Origin of the sequence: Acinetobacter sp. ACIN00229 (assembly GCF_016106645.1) — a bacterium.
In the GTDB taxonomy this organism is placed as follows: Bacteria; Pseudomonadota; Gammaproteobacteria; order Pseudomonadales; family Moraxellaceae; genus Acinetobacter; species Acinetobacter oleivorans.
In genome coordinates this window covers 107449-131818 of the sequence record NZ_JADWOM010000007.1, presented here as the reverse complement: position 1 = coordinate 131818, position 24370 = coordinate 107449, and the positions used below count along the sequence as shown (strand labels likewise).

24 protein-coding genes are annotated in these 24370 nt (G+C 38.6%); 9 read left to right on the top strand and 15 right to left on the bottom strand.

All coding sequences use genetic code 11. The features are described 5' to 3' along the window. Position 1: 1 nt before the first annotated feature. The 5 genes from I7H67_RS08450 to I7H67_RS08430 form a co-directional block, all read right to left on the bottom strand. Positions 2 to 727, bottom strand: a complete 726-nt coding sequence (locus I7H67_RS08450; RefSeq protein WP_198307575.1) for a DUF6160 family protein — start codon at positions 725 to 727, stop codon at positions 2 to 4. Positions 728 to 742: 15 nt separating this feature from the next. Further along, positions 743 to 2776 (bottom strand): hypothetical protein, encoded by a 2034-nt coding sequence (locus I7H67_RS08445; RefSeq protein ID WP_198307574.1) that lies wholly within the window; start codon positions 2774 to 2776, stop codon positions 743 to 745. Positions 2777 to 3008: 232 nt separating this feature from the next. Then, positions 3009 to 4316, bottom strand: a complete 1308-nt coding sequence (locus I7H67_RS08440; protein ID WP_198307573.1) for a hypothetical protein — start codon at positions 4314 to 4316, stop codon at positions 3009 to 3011. Between the two features lie 297 nt (positions 4317 to 4613). Then, entirely contained in the window at positions 4614 to 5183 is a 570-nt protein-coding gene (dcd, locus tag I7H67_RS08435; protein WP_003653416.1) for a dCTP deaminase, read from the bottom strand. Positions 5184 to 5298: 115 nt separating this feature from the next. Next, a complete protein-coding gene (locus tag I7H67_RS08430; RefSeq protein WP_049838184.1) occupies positions 5299 to 5892 on the bottom strand; it encodes a LysE family translocator in 594 nt (197 codons plus the stop codon). A 362-nt stretch (positions 5893 to 6254) separates the two neighbouring features. Between I7H67_RS08430 and I7H67_RS08425 the strand changes: the two genes are divergently transcribed. Beyond that, positions 6255 to 6824, top strand: coding sequence for a DUF2062 domain-containing protein (locus I7H67_RS08425; RefSeq protein WP_092709306.1), 570 nt, complete (start codon positions 6255 to 6257; stop codon positions 6822 to 6824). A 31-nt stretch (positions 6825 to 6855) separates the two neighbouring features. Here the strand turns inward: I7H67_RS08425 and I7H67_RS08420 are convergent, their stop codons facing one another. From I7H67_RS08420 to I7H67_RS08410, 3 genes are all read right to left on the bottom strand, one after another. After that, complete coding sequence (locus I7H67_RS08420; RefSeq protein ID WP_107881867.1) at positions 6856 to 7728, bottom strand: 5'-methylthioadenosine/S-adenosylhomocysteine nucleosidase; 873 nt, start codon at positions 7726 to 7728, stop codon at positions 6856 to 6858. A gap of 143 nt (positions 7729 to 7871) precedes the next feature. Then, positions 7872 to 9062: an iron-sulfur cluster carrier protein ApbC gene (gene apbC / locus I7H67_RS08415; protein WP_198307572.1), complete on the bottom strand. Its 1191-nt coding sequence runs from the start codon at positions 9060 to 9062 to the stop codon at positions 7872 to 7874. Positions 9063 to 9207: 145 nt separating this feature from the next. Next, positions 9208 to 9708, bottom strand: a complete 501-nt coding sequence (locus I7H67_RS08410) for a hypothetical protein (protein WP_013198830.1) — start codon at positions 9706 to 9708, stop codon at positions 9208 to 9210. A 395-nt stretch (positions 9709 to 10103) separates the two neighbouring features. On the opposite strand from I7H67_RS08410, the gene metG reads away from it, so the two are divergent. Beyond that, positions 10104 to 12170: a methionine--tRNA ligase gene (metG, locus tag I7H67_RS08405; protein ID WP_198307614.1), complete on the top strand. Its 2067-nt coding sequence runs from the start codon at positions 10104 to 10106 to the stop codon at positions 12168 to 12170. Between the two features lie 108 nt (positions 12171 to 12278). Here the strand turns inward: metG and I7H67_RS08400 are convergent, their stop codons facing one another. The 3 genes from I7H67_RS08400 to I7H67_RS08390 form a co-directional block, all read right to left on the bottom strand. Then, positions 12279 to 12614, bottom strand: a complete 336-nt coding sequence (locus I7H67_RS08400; protein ID WP_004794282.1) for a hypothetical protein — start codon at positions 12612 to 12614, stop codon at positions 12279 to 12281. After that, positions 12595 to 12783 (bottom strand): NF038215 family lipoprotein, encoded by a 189-nt coding sequence (locus I7H67_RS08395; RefSeq protein WP_005302999.1) that lies wholly within the window; start codon positions 12781 to 12783, stop codon positions 12595 to 12597. Before I7H67_RS08395 ends, I7H67_RS08400 begins: the two co-directional genes overlap by 20 nt. A gap of 162 nt (positions 12784 to 12945) precedes the next feature. Beyond that, positions 12946 to 13569: a LysE family translocator gene (locus I7H67_RS08390; RefSeq protein ID WP_013198835.1), complete on the bottom strand. Its 624-nt coding sequence runs from the start codon at positions 13567 to 13569 to the stop codon at positions 12946 to 12948. 178 nt (positions 13570 to 13747) lie between these two features. On the opposite strand from I7H67_RS08390, the gene I7H67_RS08385 reads away from it, so the two are divergent. From I7H67_RS08385 to I7H67_RS08365, 5 genes are all read left to right on the top strand, one after another. After that, positions 13748 to 14317, top strand: a complete 570-nt coding sequence (locus I7H67_RS08385; protein WP_192836462.1) for a TetR/AcrR family transcriptional regulator — start codon at positions 13748 to 13750, stop codon at positions 14315 to 14317. Then, positions 14314 to 15957, top strand: coding sequence for an MFS transporter (locus tag I7H67_RS08380; protein WP_151767765.1), 1644 nt, complete (start codon positions 14314 to 14316; stop codon positions 15955 to 15957). Before I7H67_RS08385 ends, I7H67_RS08380 begins: the two co-directional genes overlap by 4 nt. 40 nt (positions 15958 to 15997) lie before the next feature. Beyond that, positions 15998 to 17131, top strand: coding sequence for an HlyD family secretion protein (locus I7H67_RS08375; protein ID WP_198307571.1), 1134 nt, complete (start codon positions 15998 to 16000; stop codon positions 17129 to 17131). 64 nt (positions 17132 to 17195) lie between these two features. Further along, the gene (locus I7H67_RS08370) at positions 17196 to 18077 is read left to right on the top strand and encodes a 1-aminocyclopropane-1-carboxylate deaminase/D-cysteine desulfhydrase (RefSeq protein ID WP_198307570.1); all 882 of its coding nucleotides are present in this window, start codon (positions 17196 to 17198) and stop codon (positions 18075 to 18077) included. Positions 18078 to 18194: 117 nt separating this feature from the next. Continuing rightward, complete coding sequence (locus I7H67_RS08365) at positions 18195 to 19394, top strand: NAD(P)/FAD-dependent oxidoreductase (RefSeq protein ID WP_198307569.1); 1200 nt, start codon at positions 18195 to 18197, stop codon at positions 19392 to 19394. A gap of 1 nt (position 19395) precedes the next feature. Here the strand turns inward: I7H67_RS08365 and I7H67_RS08360 are convergent, their stop codons facing one another. The 3 genes from I7H67_RS08360 to I7H67_RS08350 form a co-directional block, all read right to left on the bottom strand. Further along, positions 19396 to 19566 (bottom strand): hypothetical protein, encoded by a 171-nt coding sequence (locus I7H67_RS08360; RefSeq protein ID WP_004794296.1) that lies wholly within the window; start codon positions 19564 to 19566, stop codon positions 19396 to 19398. A gap of 127 nt (positions 19567 to 19693) precedes the next feature. Beyond that, positions 19694 to 21370: a mechanosensitive ion channel gene (locus tag I7H67_RS08355; RefSeq protein ID WP_198307568.1), complete on the bottom strand. Its 1677-nt coding sequence runs from the start codon at positions 21368 to 21370 to the stop codon at positions 19694 to 19696. A 221-nt stretch (positions 21371 to 21591) separates the two neighbouring features. Then, the gene (locus I7H67_RS08350) at positions 21592 to 21825 is read right to left on the bottom strand and encodes a hypothetical protein (RefSeq protein WP_005302983.1); all 234 of its coding nucleotides are present in this window, start codon (positions 21823 to 21825) and stop codon (positions 21592 to 21594) included. 290 nt (positions 21826 to 22115) lie between these two features. Here I7H67_RS08350 and I7H67_RS08345 point away from each other — a divergent pair, with 290 nt between their 5' ends. Next, a complete protein-coding gene (locus I7H67_RS08345) occupies positions 22116 to 22535 on the top strand; it encodes a hypothetical protein (protein ID WP_171056780.1) in 420 nt (139 codons plus the stop codon). A gap of 48 nt (positions 22536 to 22583) precedes the next feature. Here the strand turns inward: I7H67_RS08345 and I7H67_RS08340 are convergent, their stop codons facing one another. After that, the gene (locus tag I7H67_RS08340; RefSeq protein WP_198307567.1) at positions 22584 to 23345 is read right to left on the bottom strand and encodes a ferredoxin--NADP reductase; all 762 of its coding nucleotides are present in this window, start codon (positions 23343 to 23345) and stop codon (positions 22584 to 22586) included. Between the two features lie 86 nt (positions 23346 to 23431). On the opposite strand from I7H67_RS08340, the gene gigC reads away from it, so the two are divergent. Continuing rightward, a complete protein-coding gene (gene gigC / locus I7H67_RS08335; protein ID WP_004794306.1) occupies positions 23432 to 24316 on the top strand; it encodes a LysR family transcriptional regulator GigC in 885 nt (294 codons plus the stop codon). Positions 24317 to 24370: the final 54 nt, after the last annotated feature.

The window sequence follows — 24370 nt, the reverse complement described above, 5'->3', positions numbered from 1 at the left end:
CTTAACAACGAGGATGGCTACCATCACAGCTAAAGACCATGACTTTTCCTTGGATAGCCAAGTTTCCGTTCATCATTAAACCCATAAAACCAGTTTCACGCCCATAGTCATAGGCCGATGGAGTCGCTGTAGCAACTTGCTGTGCTGCACTATTAGCAGTCGCAGCATATGTCGTTTTTTTGAAATATGCATAATCATACATATTTGCACTCGAGCCTTGCGTTGTTGTTGAGCTGGTAAAGTTATCTTGCTCAATTGATAAAGCATTGAACCCAAAATTACGGAATAAAATCGGTTGAGCTGAGCTAAAACTAAGCTGAATAGCAGGCTTAATAATTTCAGTATTACTTTTATCAAGATACTTTAAATCAACGCCATCCAAGCCCATTTTTTGAATATTTAAAGTTCCTTGTACGCCTTTAAACACGAGCCAAAGTTTATTACCACTATCGCTATTTTCAGCCCAACCACTTGGCTTAGTTGCATCTGCTTGTACAAAACGTTTATTAATCGCTAAACCTATATGACAGAACTCAACGTTCTCACAGACACCACCACTACCATTGTCAAAGACACCGTTAGCTGTCTGGTTTAAATTAAGCATTAAAGATAAATCAGCACCAGCTTGACCATTAATCGCCTGCAAAGCATCATTATCTAAAGTTTGCAGCTCCGCATGCGTAACCGTTGTGCAAAGAGCGAGGATCAAAGTGCTTATTTTTTTCATATCAATCTCCTCCTCTTATAGACCCTTAGTGGTAAGTTTCAAGTGCTGGATTAAAACACCATCAATAACAGCAGAACCCATGTTATTCGTAATCGCAGAACTAATTTGTGCTCCAGATAACTTATAGGTATTTATATCTGCATTTGGCGTGGTAGTAGACCAACGTCCATTGTTATAAAGTGCATCTGGTAAAGGTGTGCCAGCTGGTACAGCAAACTGAGCGCCATTACCTGCATCAGCTAAGGTATACCCTGTATTATTTACTGTTGGGTTATAATAAGAGGTACTATCAATATTAGCCCAGTTCGCGCCTTGAGAATCAAATTTTAAACCCGAGCCTGCATTGCCAGTCCAGCCTGTTGCTGTACGATACTGCCAGTCATAACAAGTAAAAATTAAACTACATGTATAACTATTTACACGACGTTCCTGATTTTGCAATTGATAGAAGTTTTTAGTCTGGGTTACAGCTGCTACAGTGCCTGTAGGTAATTTACCAAATGAAATACCGACCGCATCTTGTGTACTGTTCCCTTTAAATGCTTCTAGAGTATTATTCGTTGCATTATAAACTGTTGAACCAATTGAAATACTACTATGCGTTGCACTAGAACCTTGATAAGTTTTACCACCTAACGTGACACTAGTACCACATTGGTAAATATTACAAGTTGAGCCTAAGTAACTTGTGTCGGCACCACTATAGTCTGTATAAATTTTCTTATAAATTTCAGGTTTATTTGGAATACGAGCAAGTTCTAAACTAAAGTTTTTACCATCTGAGCTTAAAACTAAGGGTTGATATAACGAGCCCAAAACAAGGTTAATATTTGGGTTATAGAGATATAAACCTTCATTTGCATCAAAAGTTGGAGCAAGCCCACCATTAATTGCAGGTGTTACCAAATTACCTTGAGTAGTTCCAGATTCACGCGTGCTCAAACGTAATACATTATTCATAGCGCTGTCTGTTGGGGCAGTCCATGAACCAGTTGAAGTAACCGTCGTAGTTTGACTACGAACCCGATATAACCAATCCGAGCTAGGTGAACTATTACTTGGTGCGCCAGTATATTGGGTACTATAACGATTTACCCATGGCCCAACTGTAGATGTTGGGGTATTTGAAGTGATGGTTGCTCTTAAATTAGAGGCATCACCGCTGTTTAAGCGAATAACTCCTGCTAAACCTAAAGTATCGTTATAAAAAGGACTCATTCCTCCAGCAGATGTCGCTCCACCTAGTGTCTGGAAAAGCTGTAAACGACTGCCATTTAAACTAAAGTTATTCCAAACCCCTTGTAAACGAAGACGGTTTGCACGGCTTGCATCCGTACTCGTACCAATTAAGCCATTTGAGTCGCCATAATTAAATTGATCTGCTGCACCATTTATTTTATTTGGGTTTCGAACAAAGATATCTGTCCACAAACCTAATTTCAGCTTATATGCATCAATACCTGCTGTATCTTTCGTTCCGACTTCATATAAAGGTGCTTCCAGAGCTAAGTAAGTTACCTGACAAGTAGGATCAGTCGCACCTGTACAATTATTTGCACTAAAATTCGGCACTGAATTTTCAGTCGCAACTTTAAATATCCATGGGTTAACCGCAGTACCCCAACTCGAAATTGCAGCGGCCGCATCAGTAGAAGCAATGCGGGTATTTGTATCATTATCAGATTTAGAAAGTGCTAAACCATAAAGAAAAATATCTGCTTTACCAACTGCACGATCGCCCGAATCGACAGAGCCATTTTTATTAGTATCGGCTGCTGTCATACTCAAAGGACCGACAGGTACATAATTGATATAACCAGTATCTTTAGTACGATCGGTTAATATCTGACTTGAGGTTTCATTAGCGCCTGCACCACGAAATACCATATAGGCATTCTGTGGCAAGATAGCAATACCTTCACCTGTAGTTTCACTTAAGCCCGCATCAGAAAGTTCTTCGAGTGCGAAACTAGCTTGGCTTACACAAAGCCCGATTAAACTTGCCAAAACGGTTTTTTGAAACCTTACCGTATAATTAAGTGTAGTCATCTTGACCTTCCTGTTTTATACGATGCCGCGCACCATATTTATTTTTCTTTAACAATCCTTGATGCCAGGTGAATCTATCCTTTTCACCTTAGACAAAGAGGCAAATCTAAAAGATATTGCCAACCTTTCCACATTTCTATTATGCGGAATATTTGCACAAATGCAAAAAAAAGCATGTAAAAAATTACTTTTCCGATGAATGAAAAGTATTAGCTATAACATTCTTTTAAAATTAACAGAACTTTAAATTCCCATAACAGTTAGGAGCAAAACTCTGATTTTTTAAAACTAAATTCGTTAAATTCATAGGAACATACTGACCTGTTAAATCGACAGTACTTACATCAATATTACCTAGTAAACAATCGAAAGCTAAAGTTCCACAGTTAACTGGGTTAGCTGTCAAATACTGGCTAACTTTGCCTAATGTTGCTTTCACCACATCATCAGTAATTACCACTTGTGATTGTGGTGTTACATCACCAATATCAATCGGATTTGACAGTTCTAACCACCAACCTGCCTGAGAAACTGACTTCGCGCCTGTCCATTGCAAATTTTGTCCTTGTAAAGAAAGAGAAGCCGCTGTGCCATTCAAATTAACTTTATGGAAGTAACCTAAATCTTCATTGACAGCAACATTTACTCCTAAGTTATTAATTGTTCCACTTAAGTTACCTGCAATCTTGATAATTAAATCAGTATCAGCTGCAATTGTACCTGACAAATTAATACCGCTCACATTAGCAGTACCAGTTAAATTGGCAGTAGTTATACGTTTGCCAGAGATGACTTGAGAAGGTAAAAATAAACTACCAGAAGCACTACTAAGCCCTAAATCATAACTAGTTGAACGGAAATTTGTATTGATAACATCAAGACCAAACAATGTTCCTTTTGCTCGTCCAGTAATTTGTGTACCTAAATTGGCTTGCGTTAACCCTGAACCTGTTGGACGGGCAGCTGTGCTAACACTGCCTCCAGTCGCTTGAGTCACCATATAACCACTAAAAGAGTTAATACCATTTTTTGTAGCAGTATTCTCTGAACCAAAAGTAAGTAGACCCTGAATAGATTCGGCACTTAATCTCACCCCAGCTACTTCGCGAGTCGATGCACTGTTAGGATTTTTAATCGCAAACTCAATAAACGGATTAGTTAGTTTTGCTGAAGAGCTAGCACGACCATCATTAGTATCTGAAAGCCCACTTAGACTTAAGTTATCGATATCAATATCACATGCACCTGCTCCATTCGCTCCACCACACCCAAGCTGTAGTTTTTTAATATTCGCATTCAGCTCTAAATCAGCATCTAAGCCCAATTTATAAAAACCTACATTACTATTATTATCACGTAGTTTTTCTAAATTTGCCGAGTCCGTAGGCGCAATATAAGACATACTCATTAAAGCTTGACCACGAGTTGCGGATAGTTCCGAATCTGACATAGGCACTAATGTAGAAGCAGCATAAGCTGAAGAAAAGCATAAGCTTCCGAGTGTCAAAAGTGCTACTCGAAGAGACGTAAACTGTCGCATGGCCGACCTCCGTATCCGTGGGGGCATAATCCTGTTTAATTTCTTTTTATTTGGTTTACCTAAATTTAGTAGATATCTAAACAATTACTACTAAAAGACAACCGATACATTTGCTTTTAAATTCTGTGATGCAGAACAAAAAAACAAATCAATTATTGATCATATTATATTATTTTTTACAAAAGGAAACTGTCATTTATCACTATTCCGATAAACGCATCTCTTGTAAATTTTATTCATAAAATTGGGCCACCTAAGCGACCCATTATTTTAAAATTCTTCTCTATCTAAGAAAAATTATGTCTTAGGCAGTGTAACACCTGTTTGGCCTTGGTATTTACCACCACGGTCTTTATAAGATGTTTCACATACTTCATCACTTTCAAAAAATAGCATTTGTGCTACACCTTCCCCTGCATAAATACGGGCAGGTAAATTAGTGGTATTTGAAAATTCTAAAGTTACGTGACCTTCCCATTCAGGTTCTAATGGAGTCACATTCACAATAATACCGCAGCGAGCATAGGTCGATTTACCTAAGCAGACTGTCAACACATTACGAGGAATACGGAAATATTCGATTGTACGGGCTAAAGCAAATGAGTTTGGCGGAATAATACAAACATCAGATTCAATATCGATAAAGCTTTTGTCATCAAAATTCTTTGGGTCGACAATTGCAGAATGTACGTTAGTAAAAACCTTAAATTCACGGGCACAGCGTACATCATAGCCATAGCTAGAGACCCCGTAGGAAATCAACTTTTCACCATTTTCATCAAAACGGACTTGATTCTCTGCATAAGGTTCAATCATGCCGTGTTTTTCGCTCATCTCGCGAATCCAACGATCAGACTTAATAGCCATGTATTTTCTATCCAAAAGGTAATTTCATTGATTGCGACGTACTTTAACGTAAAAAAGCAATTATGAAAACAACGCTTGAGCTACTCTTCTCGATAAGAATAGCTCAGCTGTACATTTAAAGGTTCAGTAAAGCAGAATAACTAATTGGAATTGAAAAGCTGACTAAAACAAGTGAAGCCGTTCTTTGTAAATTAGTTTGATTTAACCAACCCACTTTCTTAGATGCTAAAACTGAACCTAAGAAAATCCAGAACAATGCAATTGGTGTAATAAGTGCTAAGTAAGCCATCATATGAACCAAATAAATATGAAAATCACTCCATGCAGCTACCGGAAAAATTGCTGAAGCAAAGAGTAAGGCTTTTGGGTTCAATAAAGTTGCACAAAATAATTCACGAGCACGAATTGTAGGCTGATTTAATTCAACTTCTTGATTTGCCGTATGCCATAACTTAATGGCTAAGAAAATAATATAGCAAGCACTCAACAGCTTAAGAATAGGCGGCAGCAAGGGCAATGTGTTAGACACTTTCCCAATTAGCATTCCCCATGCAGAAATAGAGATTACGTAACCTAAAACTTCTGCTGGAATAAGTTTTACTGACTTCCGTAGTCCTACTTGCACGCCTGAAGAAGCAAGCAAAGTGTTAGTTGGACCAGGGGTAAGTAAAATTGTGGCTACTAAGCCAATAAAAAGCCATGAAATCATTGAATGACCTCACAATATAGTCACCTCAGATTAATAGATATCCTGTCACATGGCAAAAGGTAATTGTAAGACAAAGTTTTTCAAATCATTTTTTAATTTAAAATAAATAAATTAAAAACAATTACTTAAAAAATTACTAGAGAAAGCAGTAAAGAAAACTTTACGGTCAGTTGTTATGCTTTTCAAATAATTTCGTACTTAAGTAACATAAGTATTTTTATTTTAAGTCTATTTTTCCATCAAAAGCCTTTATAATAAAAAATATATAGCGATGGTAAGTTTAAATTTTAAGCTTTTAATAAGTTTCAATTCATATATTGTTTCTGATTTTTTTATATAGAGCACCGAGCTCTACTACCTTAATGATTATGGCAAAGCACTTTTTTCAATCTTGGCTTCCCTCACCCGAGAAAGTTTCAAATATGAAATTTCTAAGGATTTTTGGTAAAAAGACCTTGAATCCTGTGCTTTGGTATGTCAATCGGAAATCGATTACCCGAGCTGTTTTTGTCGGAACTTTTTTTGGTTTACTGCCTATTCCTTTTCACAGTGTATTTATTGTGATGGCGGTCTTACTATTCGAAGTCAATTTACCAATTAGCTTAATGCTGGCTTGGTTAAGTAATCCTCTTACTTTAGTTCCTATTCTGTATATTGGTTTTTGGTTTGGTGCACATATTTTTCATGTGCATATGATTAATAAAGAAATGTTGCTAGGTGTATTGCACCAAATTTCCCGCTGGATTACTCATTTCGGGCATGGACACATTGATTTTAGTCTCGCGAAAATTTTGATGACGGGTCTAGTTGTCGAAGCTTTCGTATTTGCCGTCATTTTATATCTATCTACAGAAATTTTCTGGCGATGGATGGTTATTAAGAACTGGAAAAATAGACATCGTCATAAAAAGCAAGAAGAAGAAGTTTTATAAAACTCCAAGCTTCTTGCTAAGTCTTAAATTATTATTTTGGTAGTTTTGATTTCATATATTCTTCAGCCACATTGAGTACATACTCTTGGCAAGCCTCTCCTGTACCAGGGTCATAAGCTCCGTTATTCGTAATATTATTAGATAAGATTCGAATGCCTAAAAACGGAACATTCAACTGACTTGCGATTTGGGCAACTGATGCTGCTTCCATTTCCTCAACTGAAGTGCCATAACGCTGATGGAAAAATTGAATACGATCAAGTTCGTTATTCCAAACATCTGCTGAACCAATCGTTCCCTCAACCACCTCACCTTTGTCATAACGGACTTTATGTGCCGCCATTAATAGCTCTTGATCACCTTCAAATTTGCGTATTGCAATCGGTTCTGGATCAGACTCATCTGTTGGCAAAACATCAAAAGCTTCAACCCAAGTGAGTGAATTTGACCCAGCACCCAATGGCTGTTTAGGAGTTCTAAATGCACCAATATTGGTCGCATATTTTCCTAAGACAATATCGTAAACGTGTAGATCTGGGTCGTGCCCACCTGCTGTTCCCTGATTAATGATCGCAATCGGTTTATAACGCTCAATAGCTAAAGCAGTTGCTGCAGCAGAATTGCTCATACCCATACGGGTTTTAGAAATAATCATTGGATAACCGTTATAGGTACCCTTCCAGAATTTCCACCCACCAATTTCTTCAACAGTCTTATTCTCTAATTTTGAAGCCATTTTTTCCGATTCTACTGGCAAAGCACCCTGAATAATAATCGGCTGTAATTTCTGTTTTTGGTCCTGAACTGTTGGTGTTTGTGAAACAGAAGAGTCGTCATTATTGCATCCGACTAAAAATAAAGCGCTACATAAACTGATTACGCCAAAAGCACATTTAAATTGCATTTTTTACCCTTTGTTTTTAAAAAGTGTAAAGTAGCAATCTACATGCCAATTTCAAGTTTAGCTTTGTTATTAAAATTCAGTAATTTAATTTTTTATTTTAACCAGACAATAAAAAACCCGACTTAAAGTCGGGCTTTAATAAGTTAAAAAATCCGCTTGTCATCACGTGTACGTTGAGGAATTTTTTCAATTTGTTCCCACATAACTTTAGCAATATCAATATAACTATCAGCCGCATCATCCATTGCTACAACACTTGGTTTACCCTGATCGGCATGCTCACGGATCTGAGCGTTTAAAGGTAAACGACCTAATAATGGAATGTGGTACTGCTCAGAGAGCTTATCCCCCCCACCAATACCAAAAATTTGTTCTTCATGACCACAGTTAGAGCAAATATGGGTCGACATGTTCTCAACGACACCTAATACTGGAATGCCAACCTTATTAAACAACTCAATACCTTTTGTAGCATCCAGTAAGGCAACATTTTGTGGTGTAGTCACAATGATTGAACCAGTCACTGGAATACGCTGTGCAAGCGTGAGTTGAATATCACCAGTACCCGGCGGCATATCAATCATGAGCACATCTAGATCAGGCCAAAGCGTTTGATTAAACAATTGCATTAAAGCACCCGTTGCCTTTGGTCCACGCCACGCGACAGGTGTGTTGTTATCGCCAGTTAAATGTCCAATCGATAACACGGCCATTCCATAGGCATCTAAAGGCACGAAATTTTCACTTTCAATAAGAGGAGTTTTACCTGCATTGCCTAGCATGGTCGGAATACTTGGGCCATAGATATCAGCATCCAAAACCCCAACCTTAAGTCCCATTTTTTGCAAGGCAAGTGCTAAATTGACCGTAGTTGTCGATTTACCAACACCGCCCTTACCAGATGAAACTAAAATAACATGCTTAATGCGTGGATGAAGTGGAACATCTCTTTGTTGTGGAGCAGCTTTTTGAATAGGGGGATTATTCGGATCTGGTTCTGATTTAGGTGAAGCATCTAGCACAGGAGGTAAATTTGAACTTTCTTGTGTAGGGCACTTCTGTTGAACCACATGCAGGTTTAATTCTTCAATACCACACTTTTCTAAAGCCCCAGCCAAATCATCATGAATTTGCTGCAAGTGCTCTTTTTCATCAGGAAATGTATTAATAGTAAGTTGTAATACACGCCCCTGAACTTGGAGCTGACTAATGCGATCTTTTAAAGCATCTTTTGAATGGGGTAGTAAATAATTTTGGAGTACGGTTTGGATTTCATCTTCTTTCACTTCTTGTGCGGGTGAAAAAACAGACTTTAGTGAAGAAAGCCAAGACATATTGTTTACTCCAAAAACAGATCATTACAGCTTAATGGAGATAGTGTAACAGTATTGGTCCGCACTCGCTCACCTTGAGATGAATAATTACTCACTTACAATCTCATCTTTTAGGTGAGGAGTGCAGATTTTAGTTTAGATCAGCTTATTCAGCAGAATCATGGTTTTTCAATTTATTTAACTTATCAGTTGCTGTTTTCTTTAACTCGTCAAATTTTGCTGTTGCTTGAGTTTTTAACTCATCAAATTTTGTTGCAGCCTCATCTTTTAACTCTGCTGCCTTAGCTTTGGCATCATCAAGTTTATGGCTTGCCTCAGTACGTAAATGATCGAACTTGTCTTGCAGAGTGTGCTGAGCATCTTCAAGTTTGCCTTTCAAATCACTTGCCTTATCTTCAACCGCTTCTTTACCAGCAGCTTGCTTCTCTTTTACATTTTCCTTTAAATCATCCAAAGCTTTTTCGCCTTGAGCTTTTGCATCTGCCGCTTTTGCTTTTAATTTGTCTACTGTATCTTCAACTGCTTCTTTACCAGCAGCTTGTTTCTCTTTTACATTTTCCTTTAAATCATCCAAAGCTTTTTCACCTTGAACTTTTGCATCTGCCGCTTTTGCCTTTAAATCATCTAATTTATTTTCAGTAGTCATCGTTGTTATCCTCGTAGTTAATTAAAAAATTACCTGAATAAGTTATTAGTTATACATCGTTATGGCTTGTTTTCTGACCGTAACTGCAATTTGAAACAAAGACAATACAGGAAGATTCAAATATTTTTCGATTTGTTTATCTGTTCTAAAGAGAAATAACTTCGCAATTAAAACCCGATTTTTACGAATACTCATTGTTGCCCAACAAAGATATTATCCCGCGACTCAAGAACAGCTCTCTCCTTGCGCTTGGGCAAAAATATTAACCTTTGCTTATCCCACCACTCAAGCACAGCTCTCGTCTTGCAGTCGGGCAAAGATTATTAATCTTTGCTTATCCTCGCTCATCAGTTAAAATCTTCCACCTTATAAATACGAATGAGAGAATGAAATCCGTGCGTAAAATTTTAGTCACTAATGCCCTTCCTTACGCTAATGGTCCAATTCATATGGGTCATTTACTCGGTTACATCCAGGCAGATATCTGGGTTCGTGCCATGCGGGCAATGGGTCATGATGTGACTTATGTATGTGCGGATGATGCTCATGGTACTGCCATCATGCTACGTGCTGAGGCAAACGGTATTAGCCCTGAGGAGCAAATTGCGAACGTTCAGAAAGAACACATTCGTGATTTTGACGGTTTTGGCGTACATTTCGATCACTATGATTCAACTCATAGCGATGCCAATAAAGCACGTTCAACAGATATCTACATTAAAAACCGTGAAGCTGGAAATATTGCAGTTCGTCCTGTAACTCAATTATTTGATCCAGAAAAAGGCATGTTCTTATCTGACCGCTTCATTAAAGGTACATGCCCAAAATGTAAATCAGAAGATCAATACGGCGACTCATGTGAAGTTTGCGGTACGACCTATAATGCAACTGAGTTACTTAACCCGCGCTCGACTTTAAGTGGTGCAACACCAGTTGAAAAATCTTCAGATCACTATTTCTTTAAACTACCGAACTTTGCTGAGTATTTACAGAAATGGACCCGTGATGAAGGTCGCTTACCTGTTTCAATTGCAAACAAACTGGATGAATGGTTTGAAGCAGGTTTAGCAGATTGGGATATTTCTCGTGACGCGCCATACTTTGGTTTTGAAATTCCAGATGCGCCTAATAAATACTTCTACGTATGGGTAGATGCCCCGATCGGGTATATGTCTAGTTTTGAAAATTACATCAAAGCGAAACGTCCAGATTTAAACTTTGATGATTTCTGGAAAAAAGACAGCCAAAACGATGTTTACCATTTCATTGGTAAAGATATTGTTTATTTCCATGCATTGTTCTGGCCTGCAATGTTAGATGGTGCAAACTATCGCACTCCAACTGGTCTGTTTGTAAATGGCTTCTTGACTGTGAACGGACAAAAAATGTCTAAGTCTCGCGGAACTTTTATTAAAGCAGAGACTTATTTACAGCATTTGAATCCAGAATATTTACGTTACTACTTTGCTTCTAAACTTTCAGATAAAGTTGAAGATTCTGATTTAAATCTTGATGATTTTATTCAAAAAGTAAATTCTGACTTAGTCGGTAAAGTAGTCAACATTGCTAGCCGTTGCGCTAAATTTATCAACAGTAGCTTTAACAATACTTTATCTGCTGAATGTGCAGAGCCTGAATTGGTACAAAGCTTTATTGATGCAGGTGATTCAATCGCTAGCGCATATGAAGCACGTGAATTCTCATTGGCTATTCGTGAAATCATGGCGCTAGCTGACCGTGCAAACCAATATATTGACGAGAAAAAACCTTGGGCACTTGCTAAACAAGAAGGTCAAGAGCAACAAGTTCTTGATGTATGCTCGGTTGGTATCAATTTATTCCGTCAATTAGCAGTGTACTTAGCTCCTGTTCTTCCAACTTTGGCTGAGCAAGTTCAAGGTTTCTTAAAACTTGAAAGTTTTAATTTCGAATCACGTAAACAAATTCTTGTAAGCCACGAGATTGCACAGTTCCAACCGCTCATGCAGCGCGTTGATCCCAAAGCTGTTACCGCAATGGTGGATGCTTCTAAAGAGTCTTTAGGTACTCCTGCTCCAGAAGCAACTAAAGCAACGGCGAAAAAGGACAAAGCGGCAGAGAAAAAAGCTGCCCCTACTCCAGCAGTGGGTGAAGCTGAAATTATCGGTATCGAAGACTTCTTAAAAGTTGACTTGCGTGTTGCTCAGGTTGTTGAAGCAGGTACAGTTGAAGGTTCAGATAAGTTACTTCAACTGACGTTAGACGTTGGTGAAGCTGAACCACGCAATGTATTCAGTGGTATTCGTAGCCAATATGCACCAGAAGATTTAAAAGGTAAATTGGTCGTCATGGTGGCTAACCTTGCACCACGTAAAATGCGTTTTGGTATTTCAAACGGAATGGTACTTGCTGCTGGAAATGGTGAAGGTATTTTCATTATTTCTCCAGATACAGGCGCGAAACCAGGCGATAAAGTTTCTTAATCTGTCTTAATAAAAAAGCTTCCTAAATTGGAAGCTTTTTTATTTTTGAAATATCAAAACTGAGTGAATTAAAATATTAAATAAACTTAGGAAGCCAGTGCTTTCAAATTATGACCACGGCCAGCCTTCACAAGGGTTATTAAATAAAACATGTATGTTTCCTAACTCCTCATTTGTTAAATAACCGTTCTTATTTTCATCTAGATAATGAAATAGCTCTGTTTGCTTGTTTTCACCTTGAAAACGTTTATCGCTCGGCCAGTTGTAAGGATAGAAATCTTCAACACGTTGAAATTCTTTTAGGCTATACATGCCATCATGATTTAAATCATATTTTTCCTGAAAAAGTTTCCAATCTAAAGAAGCAGGCTCACATGCATTTACCATATTCAAAATACAGTAAGTTGCACATCCAGCAAGTAACTTAATAGTTAGCTTGCTCATGATTATTCACTTGTATATCGGAAATTTTATAATCCTTTTCATGAACCGGAGTACCCACAATACTCATGGTCCTCTCATTTGCTGGCTGTTGCTTGCTCATTGTTCTCATCTCACATCCTGTAGTTAAAATGAGAAAAACTACAGAAATGCTCACCATTAGTTTTTTCATAACGTGATCCTCATTTCTTTTTGTTTTATTTATTAAGTTACCACTTTTAAAGTGTTTAAGTGCTAAAAAAGATATTTCAATTTGTATATATTTTACGCAAAAATAAAGCCAGACTATAAATAGCTGGCTTTGGATTTTTTAGATATTTTAATTAAAGACTTATCATTTGAAGAAAATTAACTTTAAGCCTAATACACTCACAATACTTCCAGCGACTCGGTCAACGCCAGTTTTTGCTTTTAAGTACATCGTTCTAGGCTTCTCTGAAGAGAGCAGCATTGCCACACATGAGTACCAACCAGCATCAATCATAAAACAAATCACTGGTAATGCGACGTAGTAATAATTTGGGATTTCTTTTGGCAACAAAGCAGTGAATACACTGGCTAGCACGACTGCAATTTTCGGATTACTTAACTGCGTAATAAGACCATAACGATATGCCTGTTTATAGGTCATTTTTGATTTGCCATCATTTTCCATGGCAATTGGCTCTTTGGCGTGTTTAATAATTTTAAAAGCAAGCCAAAGCAAATACAGCCCACCACCAATTTTTAAAATCAAATAAGCAGAAGGCACTGCCAATAAAACTGCTTGTAACCCCATAACAGCTAATAGGCCAAACAGAGCTGCGCCCGTTCCTGTTCCTAACGCTGTAAACAAGCCATGTTTACGTGATTTAGAAATCGAATTTTGCGCTACATAAATAAAGCTTGGCCCAGGGCTTATTGCTCCAAGCATCAATGCCATCGCAATTGAAAAAAGAGGAATAAGGGACTCAAACATTGTATTGACCTAGCATCACGCAATTGCGCGGTATTCTAACAGTTTTTTATGACGCATATAAAAATGCAGAAGATATAAATGATGAAAATTGAATTTTCATGTTTTTACAATTTATATCTTCACAACGGACAAAAATGTCCGTTAAATATATCACCTTTGAAACTCCCCAATCGATGACATGAGTAAACGTCAAAAAATTGCTGCCCAAAATCGGGATGAATTACTCAATGCAGCCGAAGAATGTTTTCGTATTCATGGCATTAATGTTCCCTTACAAGTTGTAATTGACCACGCTGGTGTTGGCAGAGCAACTTTTTACCGCAACTTTTGTGATCGCAAGGCTTTAATTAGCGCGCTTCTAGAGCGTGCGATTACACAGCTAGAGCAAAAAGCAGCTCATTTTCAACAATTCGAGGACGGTTTATTTCGTTTAATTGAAGGACATATTGGGCAACTTCCCAAGCTCGCAATTTTGCAAGATTTTTGGAGAGTAATTGATCGACAAGACCCAATTATGTTAAAAATTTATGAACGGCGAAATAATGCACTTAACCCACTGATTGAAAATGCGATAGAACAAAAATTGTGCCGAGCTGATTTCACTGCCAATGACTATGCAATGGTCACTGCAATGTTGGGTTCTTCATTTCAAGGACATGAGCCAGAAGAACAGACTCGCTTAGCAAAACGAGCAATTGAATTACTATTTCATGGTATTCAAATACAAAAAATTCGAGGGATAGAATGAGTAAAACGCCTCGTTATTTAGAAACACCACCCGACTGGACACCAGAAGAGCAACCGACTCTACCCGGTTCACCAGCAGCTATTGCTCACTCTGTACCTAAGCGGTTTATTTACTTTTTTATTGGTTTATTCATCGCGCTATCGGCAAGCTTAAGTAATGGTTTTATTACGGCAAATTTACCCTTAATCCAAGGTGAATATGGCCTGACGCCTTCCGAAGCTGCTTGGCTGCCTGCGGCATATGTCATGGCAAATGTCAGCTCAAACTTGATTTTGTTTAAAGCCAGACAACAGTATGGCCTGAGAGTATTTTCAGAAATAGGGCTTGTCATTTTTATTGCCGTGCTTGTGTTGCATATTTTTGTACACACCTATGAAATGGCACTATTCGCTCGGGTTGTTGCAGGTTTAGCAGGAGCACCTCTCAGCTCTTTAGGTATGTATTACACCATGCAAGCTTTTAAAAAAGCAGATATGGCAAAAGGTATATATATCGCCTTCGGTTTTCAGCAGTTAGGGGTTCCCCTCGCTTGGATTATTTCTCCATTTCTTGTCAGTACAGACAGTTGGTCTGTTCTATATACCTTTGAGCTAGGTTTAGCACTTTGCTGTTTAGCGATGGTTGTTTCATTGAAATTACCACGTAGCTTACGAATTTATGTTTTTGAGAAGCAAGATTTCTTTACCTTTGCTTTACTGGCTCCAGGTTTTGCCTGCTTATGTATTGTGCTCACGCAAGGCCCAATTTTATGGTGGTTTAATAGTGAATGGCTCGCTTACGTCTTGATTGCAGGTTTTAGCTTAGTTGTTTTAGGTTTGCTCTATGAACACTATCGCGCCAATCCATTAATTATGACACGTTGGCTAGGCGCCTCTTCAACCTTGCGTTTCATTTTTGGTGCTTTTGCTATTCGACTTTTAATGTCTGAACAAAGCTACGCTGCTGTTAATTTCTTAAAAGCCATGGGAATGGGTCCTGACCAATTTGTACCCCTCTATGTTGTCATATTGGTTGGGATTTTAAGCGGAACACTTTTTAGTGCACTTACTTTTTCACGCGAACGAATTATCTTTCACTTACTTTTTGCAGAGTTCCTCATTCTGGTTGCTTGTGGACTAGATTATCACCTAACCAGTGATGTTCGACCTGTGAATTTCTTTGCAAGTCAGTTTTTAGTCGGTTTTGCTGGTGGTCTATTTATTGGGCCGTTACTTCTGATTGGTTTTGCCCAAACTTTGGCTAAAGGTCCTTCCTATGTGGTGACTTTTATTGTGCTGTTCTCAGCAACTCAAACCTTTGGTGGTCTGGTCGGGTCTTCTTTCTTCTCGACCTATCAACAACACCGCACGCAAAACTATCAAGTCGAGATTATTAAAGATTTAGAACAATCCGATCCATTAGTTTCTCAAAGGCTCTCCACCTATCAGCGTAGTGCATCCATCACCACTACTGACCCAGCATTACAAACAGCTCAATCCATGCGCTCACTTAATCAAGTGGTCACTCGTGAAGCCCAAGTGCGTGCCTACAATGATGTTATTGCTTTAAACGGTATTTTTGCCGTCGCCCTACTCTTATGGGGTGGATTTAATATTGCACGTAGTAAATATCTACAACGCAGAGGAATTAGCCGTCCTTAATGGCTTTCGTATTTGATGAAATAGAAATTGAGATTGATATATGCCAGATGATCAAAACAAACCGGAACCAACACCTGCTCAGGCACCTACCAACGAGCCAACACCTGCACCTGCACCTGCACCTGCACCTGCAAGTAAACTGATTCCGACAAAACGCTCAACACTGTTATGGATGTTAGGTGTTCTTATTGTCGGTATTTTAGTGATTTTATGGGCTTGGAGAATCGGGCCGTTTGCAACGAGTGTTCAGCAAACTGACAATAGTTATGTCAAAGGTAAAACCACGATTTTGTCGTCACAAATTAATGGTTACGTTAAAGATGTAGTCGTTAAAGACTTTGATCATGTCAAAAAAGGTCAAGTGCTCATGCATATTGATGCAACCACTTACGACCAAAAAGTAACGCAAGCAGCTTCTGGTGTTGAGCAAGCTAAAAATACCTTAGCCAATCAAACGCAATCCATAGCCCAGAAACAAGCTGACATTGTGGCGGCACAAGCCAAAGTGGATCAAGCCAAAGCTCAATATGAACTTTCATTAGCCCAGCTTAGACGCTATCAACAGCTAGGAAATAGTGGCGCAGCTTCTAAATCTGAGCAAGATAAAGCCGCAGCAGATGCTGAAAATAATCTTGCAGCACTTAAACAAGCAGAAGCTAACGTATTAGTTGCAAATGAAGCACTTAAAACAGCACAAGTTGCAGAAGCGGGTTTAGAAGCACAAGTTTCAAGTGCTAAAGCACAGTTAGACCAAGCACAAACCACCAAAGACTATAGCGTTATTGTTGCTCCGATGGATGGCCAACTTGGTGAAGTTAACCCTCGTGTTGGGCAATATGTAGCAGCAGGCTCACAGTTACTCTACCTCATTCCACAGCAAACTTGGGTGATTGCCAATTTCAAAGAAACCCAAATTGCCAATATGCGAATTGGTCAGAAGGCATGGTTTACAGTCGATGCGATGAAACACAAAAAATTTACAGGACATGTTGAGCAGATCTCACCTGCTGCGGGTTCCGAGTTCAGTGTATTAAAACCTGACAATGCGACAGGTAACTTTACCAAAGTTGTTCAACGAATTGCCGTACGCATTACTATTGATCCGAATCAGGAAGGAATGGAACACTTACGTCCTGGCATGTCAGTGGTTACTTCTGTCGATACAAATTCTTAAACAGCTTTTTAAAGTTCTATTTAAAAAGTTACAATGTGATCAATCATTATTTTCTCAATTTCTAATGTTTGATCACATTACTCAATCGGTTCCTTATCAACATATTCAACTTCCCTATCCCCTGCATCTCGATATTAAGCGGTTAGACTTAATTCATCCTCAAATCTCGGGGAATAAGTTTTTCAAACTAAAATACAATCTACTTGAGGCACAGCAACAAGAATTATCACGCGTTTTGACTTTTGGTGGGGCTTATTCAAACCATATTGCCGCAACTGCGTATGCAGCTCATCTTTTTGGCTTTAAAAGTATAGGCATTATTCGTGGGGAAGAATTAGCAACCCAGCCTCTTAACCCAACCTTGGCAAAAGCTCAAAGTTTAGGAATGCATTTATATTTTGTTTCGCGCACTGAATATCGCTTGAGGGATGGTGCAAATTACCTTCAACAATTACACAATCAATTTCCTGAAACTTTCATTATTCCTGAAGGTGGTTCTAATGAGCTAGCAGTACAAGGATGTCAGGAAATTCTCAGTCAAAGCGATTTACAAAACTATGATGTCATTTGTTGTGCAGTTGGAACTGGAGGCACGATTTCGGGCTTAATTGAACAAAGTGCTTCTCATCAAAAGGTTCTAGGATTTTCAGCATTAAAAGGCGACTTTCTACAACAAGAGATTCAGCAGTGGACTAAAAAACAGAATTGGTCGCTGACAGATGCTTATTGCTGCGGTGGTTATGCGAAAACTTCACCTGAGTTACTGGCATTTATAGAAAATTTCGAAGAACAATACGCTATACCCATTGAACCGATCTATACGGGAAAAATGATGTTCGGTCTGTTTGACCTTATCAAAAACAACTACTTCCCTGAAGGAACTCGCATTCTGGCAATTCATTCTGGTGGCTTACAAGCAGATATAAGAAATAAACCAAGCTACTGACTCACAAATATTTAGGATGCCTTATTCACCAGAGTGATAAATGTCTTTAGCATGACTAAGGCTCGGCATGATAGTATATGCCCCTTTTTAATTTTCAAGATTAATCGAGAATCTCTTATGTCTAACAGCCATGTTGATGTCATTGTCTTAGGTGCAGGTGCTTCTGGACTCATGTTGGCTGCACATGCTGCTAAACGCGGGCGCTCGGTTTTAATTTTAGAAAAAGCCAATAAAATTGGTAAAAAGATTTTAATGTCAGGTGGTGGTAAGTGTAACTTTACCAATCTGTATGTCGAACCTGATAACTATATTTCTCATAATCCGCACTTCGTTATTTCTGCCTTGTCACGCTATAGCAACTGGGACTTTATCGGTTTGGTATGTGACTACAAAATTGCCTATGAAGAACGTAAACACGGGCAATTATTTACGCTAAACGGCGCTAAAGAAATTTTAGAAATGCTTGTGAGCGAGTGTAATAAAACCAAAAATGTGGATATTCAAACCCATTGCGAAGTTGGACAAATCGACCCATTAGAACAAGGTGGGTTTTCACTAAACACCAATCAAGGACATTACACTTGTGATTCTTTAATTATTGCCACTGGTGGCTTATCGATTCCCACATTAGGTGGTTCTGGATTTGGCTATGAACTAGCACAAAAATTTGGACATCAAGTTTTTCCAACCCGTGCTGGTTTAGTTCCATTTACTTTTTCAGATCACATTAAAGAGGTGACCACACGTTTAAGTGGTAATGCTTTGGATGTGACGTTAAGTAACTCAAAAAATAGCTTTACTGAAGCGTTATTATTTACCCACCGTGGCTTGAGTGGGCCAAGTTCTTTGCAGCTTTCAAACTATTGGAACTCAGGAGAAAGTTTTAAAATTGACTTCTTCCCTAGCCAAGATTTAGCGACCTATTTAAAAGATAAAAAGAAAGCACAGCCAAAAGTTTTATTACGTACCCTTCTTAATGAGTTTACTGCCAAAAGTATTATCCAAGAGTTACAACAACTCATATGGTCAGAACAGAGCGAAACAGCGATTGGCAATATCAGTGATGCACAGCTAGATCATATTGCCGAGCAGCTACATGGCTTTGCAGTTAAACCATCTGGCACAGAAGGATATCGTACCGCTGAAGTTACTTTAGGCGGAATAGATACAACAGAAGTATCTTCTAAGACCATGGAAAGTAAAAAGCAGAAAGGGCTATTTTTTGTTGGCGAGGTACTCGATGTCACTGGACATTTAGGGGGCTACAACTTCCAGTGGGCATGGTCTTCTGCCTATGCTGCTGCCCAATATGTATAAGCTAATTTGAGTTTTTCGAACTACTTGATGCGTTCGATGAATCTTGTGGCTGAGAAGTAGTCTGTTTTGAGCTTTCCGACTTACTAAATACAAATTTATAAGCACTTGCTAAAAACCCTACCGTAATTCCGGCAATGACAATCGGTGCTAAAAAACGACCTGGTTTCTTCATCGTATTTTCCTCACTTATTTGTTTTTATAACGGCCAAAAAAGTTCGACCACTCATATAGAGTGGTCGAACTTATCACAAAAATCAAAGATTTTTTGTACTGTTTATCTGAAATTTAATTTAATTCCCTTAAATTTCATCATTTTCGCCTGTAGAACCAAACGGTTTATTCACTGGCGGTTGTGCTGGATTCACCTGTACAGAATCTGCTGGTTTTGCATCAGATGGAGCTGTTGATGGTGGCGTTGTTGGCGTAGATGTAGTTGTTGGCGTAGTTGTAGCTGGAGCTGAACTACTCGTAGTAGAAGGCGGTTGATAAAGAGGATTTGGTTGATTAGCTTCTTTTTTCGCTTTATCAAGTAAATCAGTTAAAAGTCGTTCTGCTGGTTGGCGACCACCTAAACCGAATGCAAGAGCGAAAGCCACGGCAACCGCGCCTAGAGTCAAACCAAATGCAAGGTTAACAATTGAATCTGCAATACCCATCGCTCTTAAACCAAGCGCAAGTACCAGACCAATAATTAAAACACGAACTAAACTAGCTAACCAACGCGAACTATTATATTCACCACGTTGCACCACATTCGCTACAACATTCGCTAGCCAGAAACCAATTACTAAAATTACAGCACCCAATAGAATGTTTGCACCGAAATGGATAAACATTGCAATGAGACCACTGATTTGATCGAAACCAAGACGGTCCGCTGCTTCAGATACTGCAAACAGCATAGTAAAGAATACAATTAGCCAGCCAACTGCATTAGAAACTTTAGTTTGACCTAAGAAGCGTTGTACATCTAATTTTTCAGGAATTTCATCAACACCCGTACCTGCAATGAGTTCAGCTACTAAGCGGCCAACAAAACGAGAAACAATATAAGCAACCAGTAAAATTAAACCAGCCGCAATAATGTTTGGAATTGCTTGCAAGATTTCATTTAGCATTGCTGTCGCAGGTTGAGAAATTGTCTCAATACCTAACGCTTCGAACGCTACAATTAATGTAGTAATAATGATGATGGCAAAAACAAATGAACCTAAGAATTTGCCTACATTAGAGCTTTTGAAAAGACCAATTTTTTCAGCTTGAGCCTGAACACCTAAGCTATTTACTAGACCTTCAACAATACCGCGTACAATTTTTGCCAAGATATAACCAACAAAAACGATAACGCCAGCAATAAAGATATTTGGTAAGAAAGCTACGGCGTCATTTACCATATTTTGAACTGGAATGAGTAAGCCTGTAAGTCCTAATATTGACAGAACAATCGGAAGGAAAAGTAACAATACAAGCCAATAAAGAATTTCACCAATGTTCTGGCTAATTCCACCTACACCCACTTCACTGCTTAACTTATCATCGAGTTGGGTTCTGGATAAAACATTGGTAATGCCTGCCCGCACCAGTCGAGCAACGATCCAACCAATAAAACCCACCACCACAGCAGCAATAATATTTGGAATGTAGACTAGTACCTGATTTACCATGTTGCTGAATGGGCCACTCACTCCACTAATGTTGAGCACATTTAGAGCCGCAACAACAGCTAAAATCAGAATAAACCAGAATACAACCTTGGAGATCAGACCTTCAATATTTGGCGCTCTGCCAGTAGCTGAAGATAGTTTGGCATTGGTATTTACTTTTTGTAGAAGCTTTTTCACACCTGCTGCTACTAATAAAGCAATTATCCAACCAACCAATAAGATCACTACTGCAGCTAGGATAGGATGAAACTGATCCCAGTAATACATCGCATCAAATTGAGCGCCGCGAGGCCCATCAAAAAATTCATTCATATTGTTATGTCCTCAATTGTTATGTTCTTTTCAGTGTTATCTCTAGGAAACACCATTCGTTGTAAAAAATGACGATGAATGCGGTCTATCTCACATTATGTTTTGAATATTTTCTAATCAACACACTTCTGCACAAATACAACAAATTGATGCAAAAGGTTGCAAAAAAGCCTTCAGGTTTACACCTAAAGGCTTGATATCAAGTTAAACTGATTCTCTTATTACCCTGTGTAGGTCTTTAAATTCAAATCAGAACTACCCTTAATTACATGTGGTGTGGTCTCATTTTGAAATGCTCCTTCTTGTTTAGGAGTCTGGTTGTGGTCAGCAACCATATAGACAATAAGTGCAAGAAGAAAAAGCCCAACAATAATTAAAATATAAACTGGCAGTCTTCTTTTTTTCGCAGTTTCTTCAGGACTCGTCACATGAGGTGGTTTTGAAAAGTCATGCATCTTCTTTCCCCTCTTCTATTATCATTAACTTTATATTCATCATAGCAATTTGCTTTGTTGCATTGTGTGAAAAAGCATTATTGGAAGGTGTCTGTAGTTGCAAAACTCTACTTTTAAAATAATAAAAACAGTATAAAATTTGCACACATTAATTTAGCCAATTAAAAATAATTTCTCTTTATTCACGAACTTCGTCTATTCCCCATTTGTAATACAATATGTTTTAGCGCTTACTTTTTATAAAATAGGCTATAATAAGCCCCCTAGTTTTAAAGCTGCTCTATTTTATGATGTATCGTCAGCAAAACGTAACTCTTGATCTCGACACTGACGTCACACATCAATGTTATATACACCAGACGAGAGATGAACATCTGATTGGTATTATTGAATTTAATAAACCAAGTTATGAACTCAAGTGGGGTGATCTGGAGTATTTTCGTCGCCGTACTGAAGAGTTTTCAGTGATGCCATTTCCTGACTGCATTAACGCCATGATTGTTGATATTCGTAATATCAATATTTTTCTGGACAATGAAGTTCCAATTTTACCTTGGCGTTTACTTGAAGAAGATTGCCCTGTTCGCTTAGTTGTTCCTCAAGATCGTTTGGAACATTATGCAGGCCTTTTTGAACCAACTTGGCTTTCAAGCGATGTAGACAGTGCAATTTCCGAAATTCGTGAATTTATGGATATGTTTGTCCATTAATAAACATATCCATAAAAATAATTTTAAAGTTCTTTTAATTGTCGTTTGTTACCAGTAATTTTCTACTGCAATATTTCCCTCACCTCGACGATTCATCGTCAAACCACAGCGCTTTAAAGCATCTTTCGTGTCATCTACCATTTCTGGGTTTCCACAAAGCATGACATGGCTTGTTGCAGGGCTCAGTTCTATACCAGCAACTTTTTCTAATTCACCGTTCTCAATCAAAACTGGCAAACGATCATGTAACTGTGCTGATGGGTCACGAGTGATAATTGAAATAAATTTAAAACCGATGTGTCCTTCACCAAAAGTTTCAGCAATTTCTTGAATCCGATCGACATAAGCTAATTCAGCTGCAGTACGGACACTGTAGACCAAATTAATCTTTTGATATTTAGACCATGTATCGAAGTCTTGTAGCATCGACAAAAACGGCGCCAAACCCGTACCCGTTGCCAATAACCATAAATCATGCGGTAAAGGCTGTTGATAGCGAGCTAAAGTAAGATAACCATAAGGTATTTTTTCTAAGTAAAGCTCATCACCCACCTTCAAATGTTGAAGATTTGAGGTAAATGCACCATCAGGCACTACAATCGAGAAAAATTCTAGCGTTTCATCAAATGGAGACGACACCACCGAATAGGCACGAACAACAAGTTCCTCTCCAACTTTCAGTCCAATACGCGCAAATTGCCCAGCCGTAAATTTAAAATGTGCAGGGCGAGTCATGGTGAAACTAAAAAGAGTTGGCGTCCAGCGGTGTACAGATAAAACTTTTTCTACGCTAAATTTTTCAATTGACATGATTTCAACGTGGCATGAAATAGTGCGCTCATGTTAGCATGACAGCCGAAATAATGAATACTTTTAAACGTTAAGGCTTTTTAAACATGCGCATGACATTACGCCAGTTGGCTGTTTTTGTAGCAGTCGCTCAAGAAGGAACTGTCACCAAAGCCAGTGATGCGGTCAGACTGACGCAAAGTGCAGCAAGTATGGCTTTAGCCGATTTAGAGGATGGTCTTGGTGCCCCTCTATTTGATCGTTTAGGTAAACGACTACAACTCAATGATCTTGGTCGGTTTTTATTGCCTCAAGCGCTAGAAATATTAGGTCGCTGTGAAGCTTTTGAGCAAGCTGCAAAAGGTGAGTTACAAAGCATTGATTTACGTATTGGGGCAACTCTAACGATCAGTGATTATCTCATGCCAGATTTAATGGCGAACTTTTTACAGTATCATCCAAAAGCACACCTGCAATTACAGGTAGGCAACACACGCCAAATGATTGAAGCAGTCAATCAGTTTCAGCTTGATTTGGCATTAATTGAAGGCTCATGTCACCTGCCTCAACTTCAATGTATTCACTGGCGAGATGATGAGCTTGCAGTATGCTGCTCCCCTAATCACCCTCTAGCACGTTTAAATCGACCTTTAACAGCAAATGATTTTTATCAAGTTGAATGGATTTTACGTGAGGAAGGTTCGGGAACTCGTGAAGTGTTTGATAATGCTATTTTGCAAGATCTCCCAGATGCCAATATTCGCCTAACCCTAGGTCACAATGAAGCAATCTTGAAAATTGTTGCTGGTGGTTTAGGAATGTCTTGTATCTCTAAACTCGCTATTGAGCCTTTAATTGAAAAAGGACAATTAGTGATTTTAGAAACACCTTTTTGGCAACTTACTCGCCCACTTTACATGTTGGTACATCGTCAAAAGTACCAAGGCCCTGGCCTAAAAGCATTCTTGCAATTCTGTGAAGATCAAGTTTAAGACCTGATCTTCTAGTGCCATCTTGAGTCATTCTCACATGGCTCACCATTTTAT

Coding starts and splice junctions, on each gene's coding strand:
- I7H67_RS08360 (WP_004794296.1), bottom strand. CDS start 19,566: ATGAAGAAACCAGGTCGTTTTTTAGCACCGATTGTCATTGCCGGAATT.
- I7H67_RS08400 (WP_004794282.1), bottom strand. CDS start 12,614: ATGAGCAAGCTAACTATTAAGTTACTTGCTGGATGTGCAACTTACTGT.
- I7H67_RS08430 (WP_049838184.1), bottom strand. CDS start 5,892: ATGATTTCATGGCTTTTTATTGGCTTAGTAGCCACAATTTTACTTACC.
- I7H67_RS08420 (WP_107881867.1), bottom strand. CDS start 7,728: ATGCAATTTAAATGTGCTTTTGGCGTAATCAGTTTATGTAGCGCTTTA.
- I7H67_RS08340 (WP_198307567.1), bottom strand. CDS start 23,345: ATGTCAATTGAAAAATTTAGCGTAGAAAAAGTTTTATCTGTACACCGC.
- I7H67_RS08385 (WP_192836462.1), top strand. CDS start 13,748: ATGAGTAAACGTCAAAAAATTGCTGCCCAAAATCGGGATGAATTACTC.
- gigC (WP_004794306.1), top strand. CDS start 23,432: ATGCGCATGACATTACGCCAGTTGGCTGTTTTTGTAGCAGTCGCTCAA.
- I7H67_RS08365 (WP_198307569.1), top strand. CDS start 18,195: ATGTCTAACAGCCATGTTGATGTCATTGTCTTAGGTGCAGGTGCTTCT.
- I7H67_RS08380 (WP_151767765.1), top strand. CDS start 14,314: ATGAGTAAAACGCCTCGTTATTTAGAAACACCACCCGACTGGACACCA.
- I7H67_RS08450 (WP_198307575.1), bottom strand. CDS start 727: ATGAAAAAAATAAGCACTTTGATCCTCGCTCTTTGCACAACGGTTACG.
- I7H67_RS08370 (WP_198307570.1), top strand. CDS start 17,196: ATGTTTGATCACATTACTCAATCGGTTCCTTATCAACATATTCAACTT.
- apbC (WP_198307572.1), bottom strand. CDS start 9,062: ATGTCTTGGCTTTCTTCACTAAAGTCTGTTTTTTCACCCGCACAAGAA.
- I7H67_RS08425 (WP_092709306.1), top strand. CDS start 6,255: ATGATTATGGCAAAGCACTTTTTTCAATCTTGGCTTCCCTCACCCGAG.
- I7H67_RS08440 (WP_198307573.1), bottom strand. CDS start 4,316: ATGCGACAGTTTACGTCTCTTCGAGTAGCACTTTTGACACTCGGAAGC.
- I7H67_RS08375 (WP_198307571.1), top strand. CDS start 15,998: ATGCCAGATGATCAAAACAAACCGGAACCAACACCTGCTCAGGCACCT.
- I7H67_RS08345 (WP_171056780.1), top strand. CDS start 22,116: ATGTATCGTCAGCAAAACGTAACTCTTGATCTCGACACTGACGTCACA.
- I7H67_RS08350 (WP_005302983.1), bottom strand. CDS start 21,825: ATGCATGACTTTTCAAAACCACCTCATGTGACGAGTCCTGAAGAAACT.
- I7H67_RS08410 (WP_013198830.1), bottom strand. CDS start 9,708: ATGACTACTGAAAATAAATTAGATGATTTAAAGGCAAAAGCGGCAGAT.
- I7H67_RS08390 (WP_013198835.1), bottom strand. CDS start 13,569: ATGTTTGAGTCCCTTATTCCTCTTTTTTCAATTGCGATGGCATTGATG.
- I7H67_RS08395 (WP_005302999.1), bottom strand. CDS start 12,783: ATGAAAAAACTAATGGTGAGCATTTCTGTAGTTTTTCTCATTTTAACT.
- dcd (WP_003653416.1), bottom strand. CDS start 5,183: ATGGCTATTAAGTCTGATCGTTGGATTCGCGAGATGAGCGAAAAACAC.
- I7H67_RS08445 (WP_198307574.1), bottom strand. CDS start 2,776: ATGACTACACTTAATTATACGGTAAGGTTTCAAAAAACCGTTTTGGCA.
- I7H67_RS08355 (WP_198307568.1), bottom strand. CDS start 21,370: ATGAATGAATTTTTTGATGGGCCTCGCGGCGCTCAATTTGATGCGATG.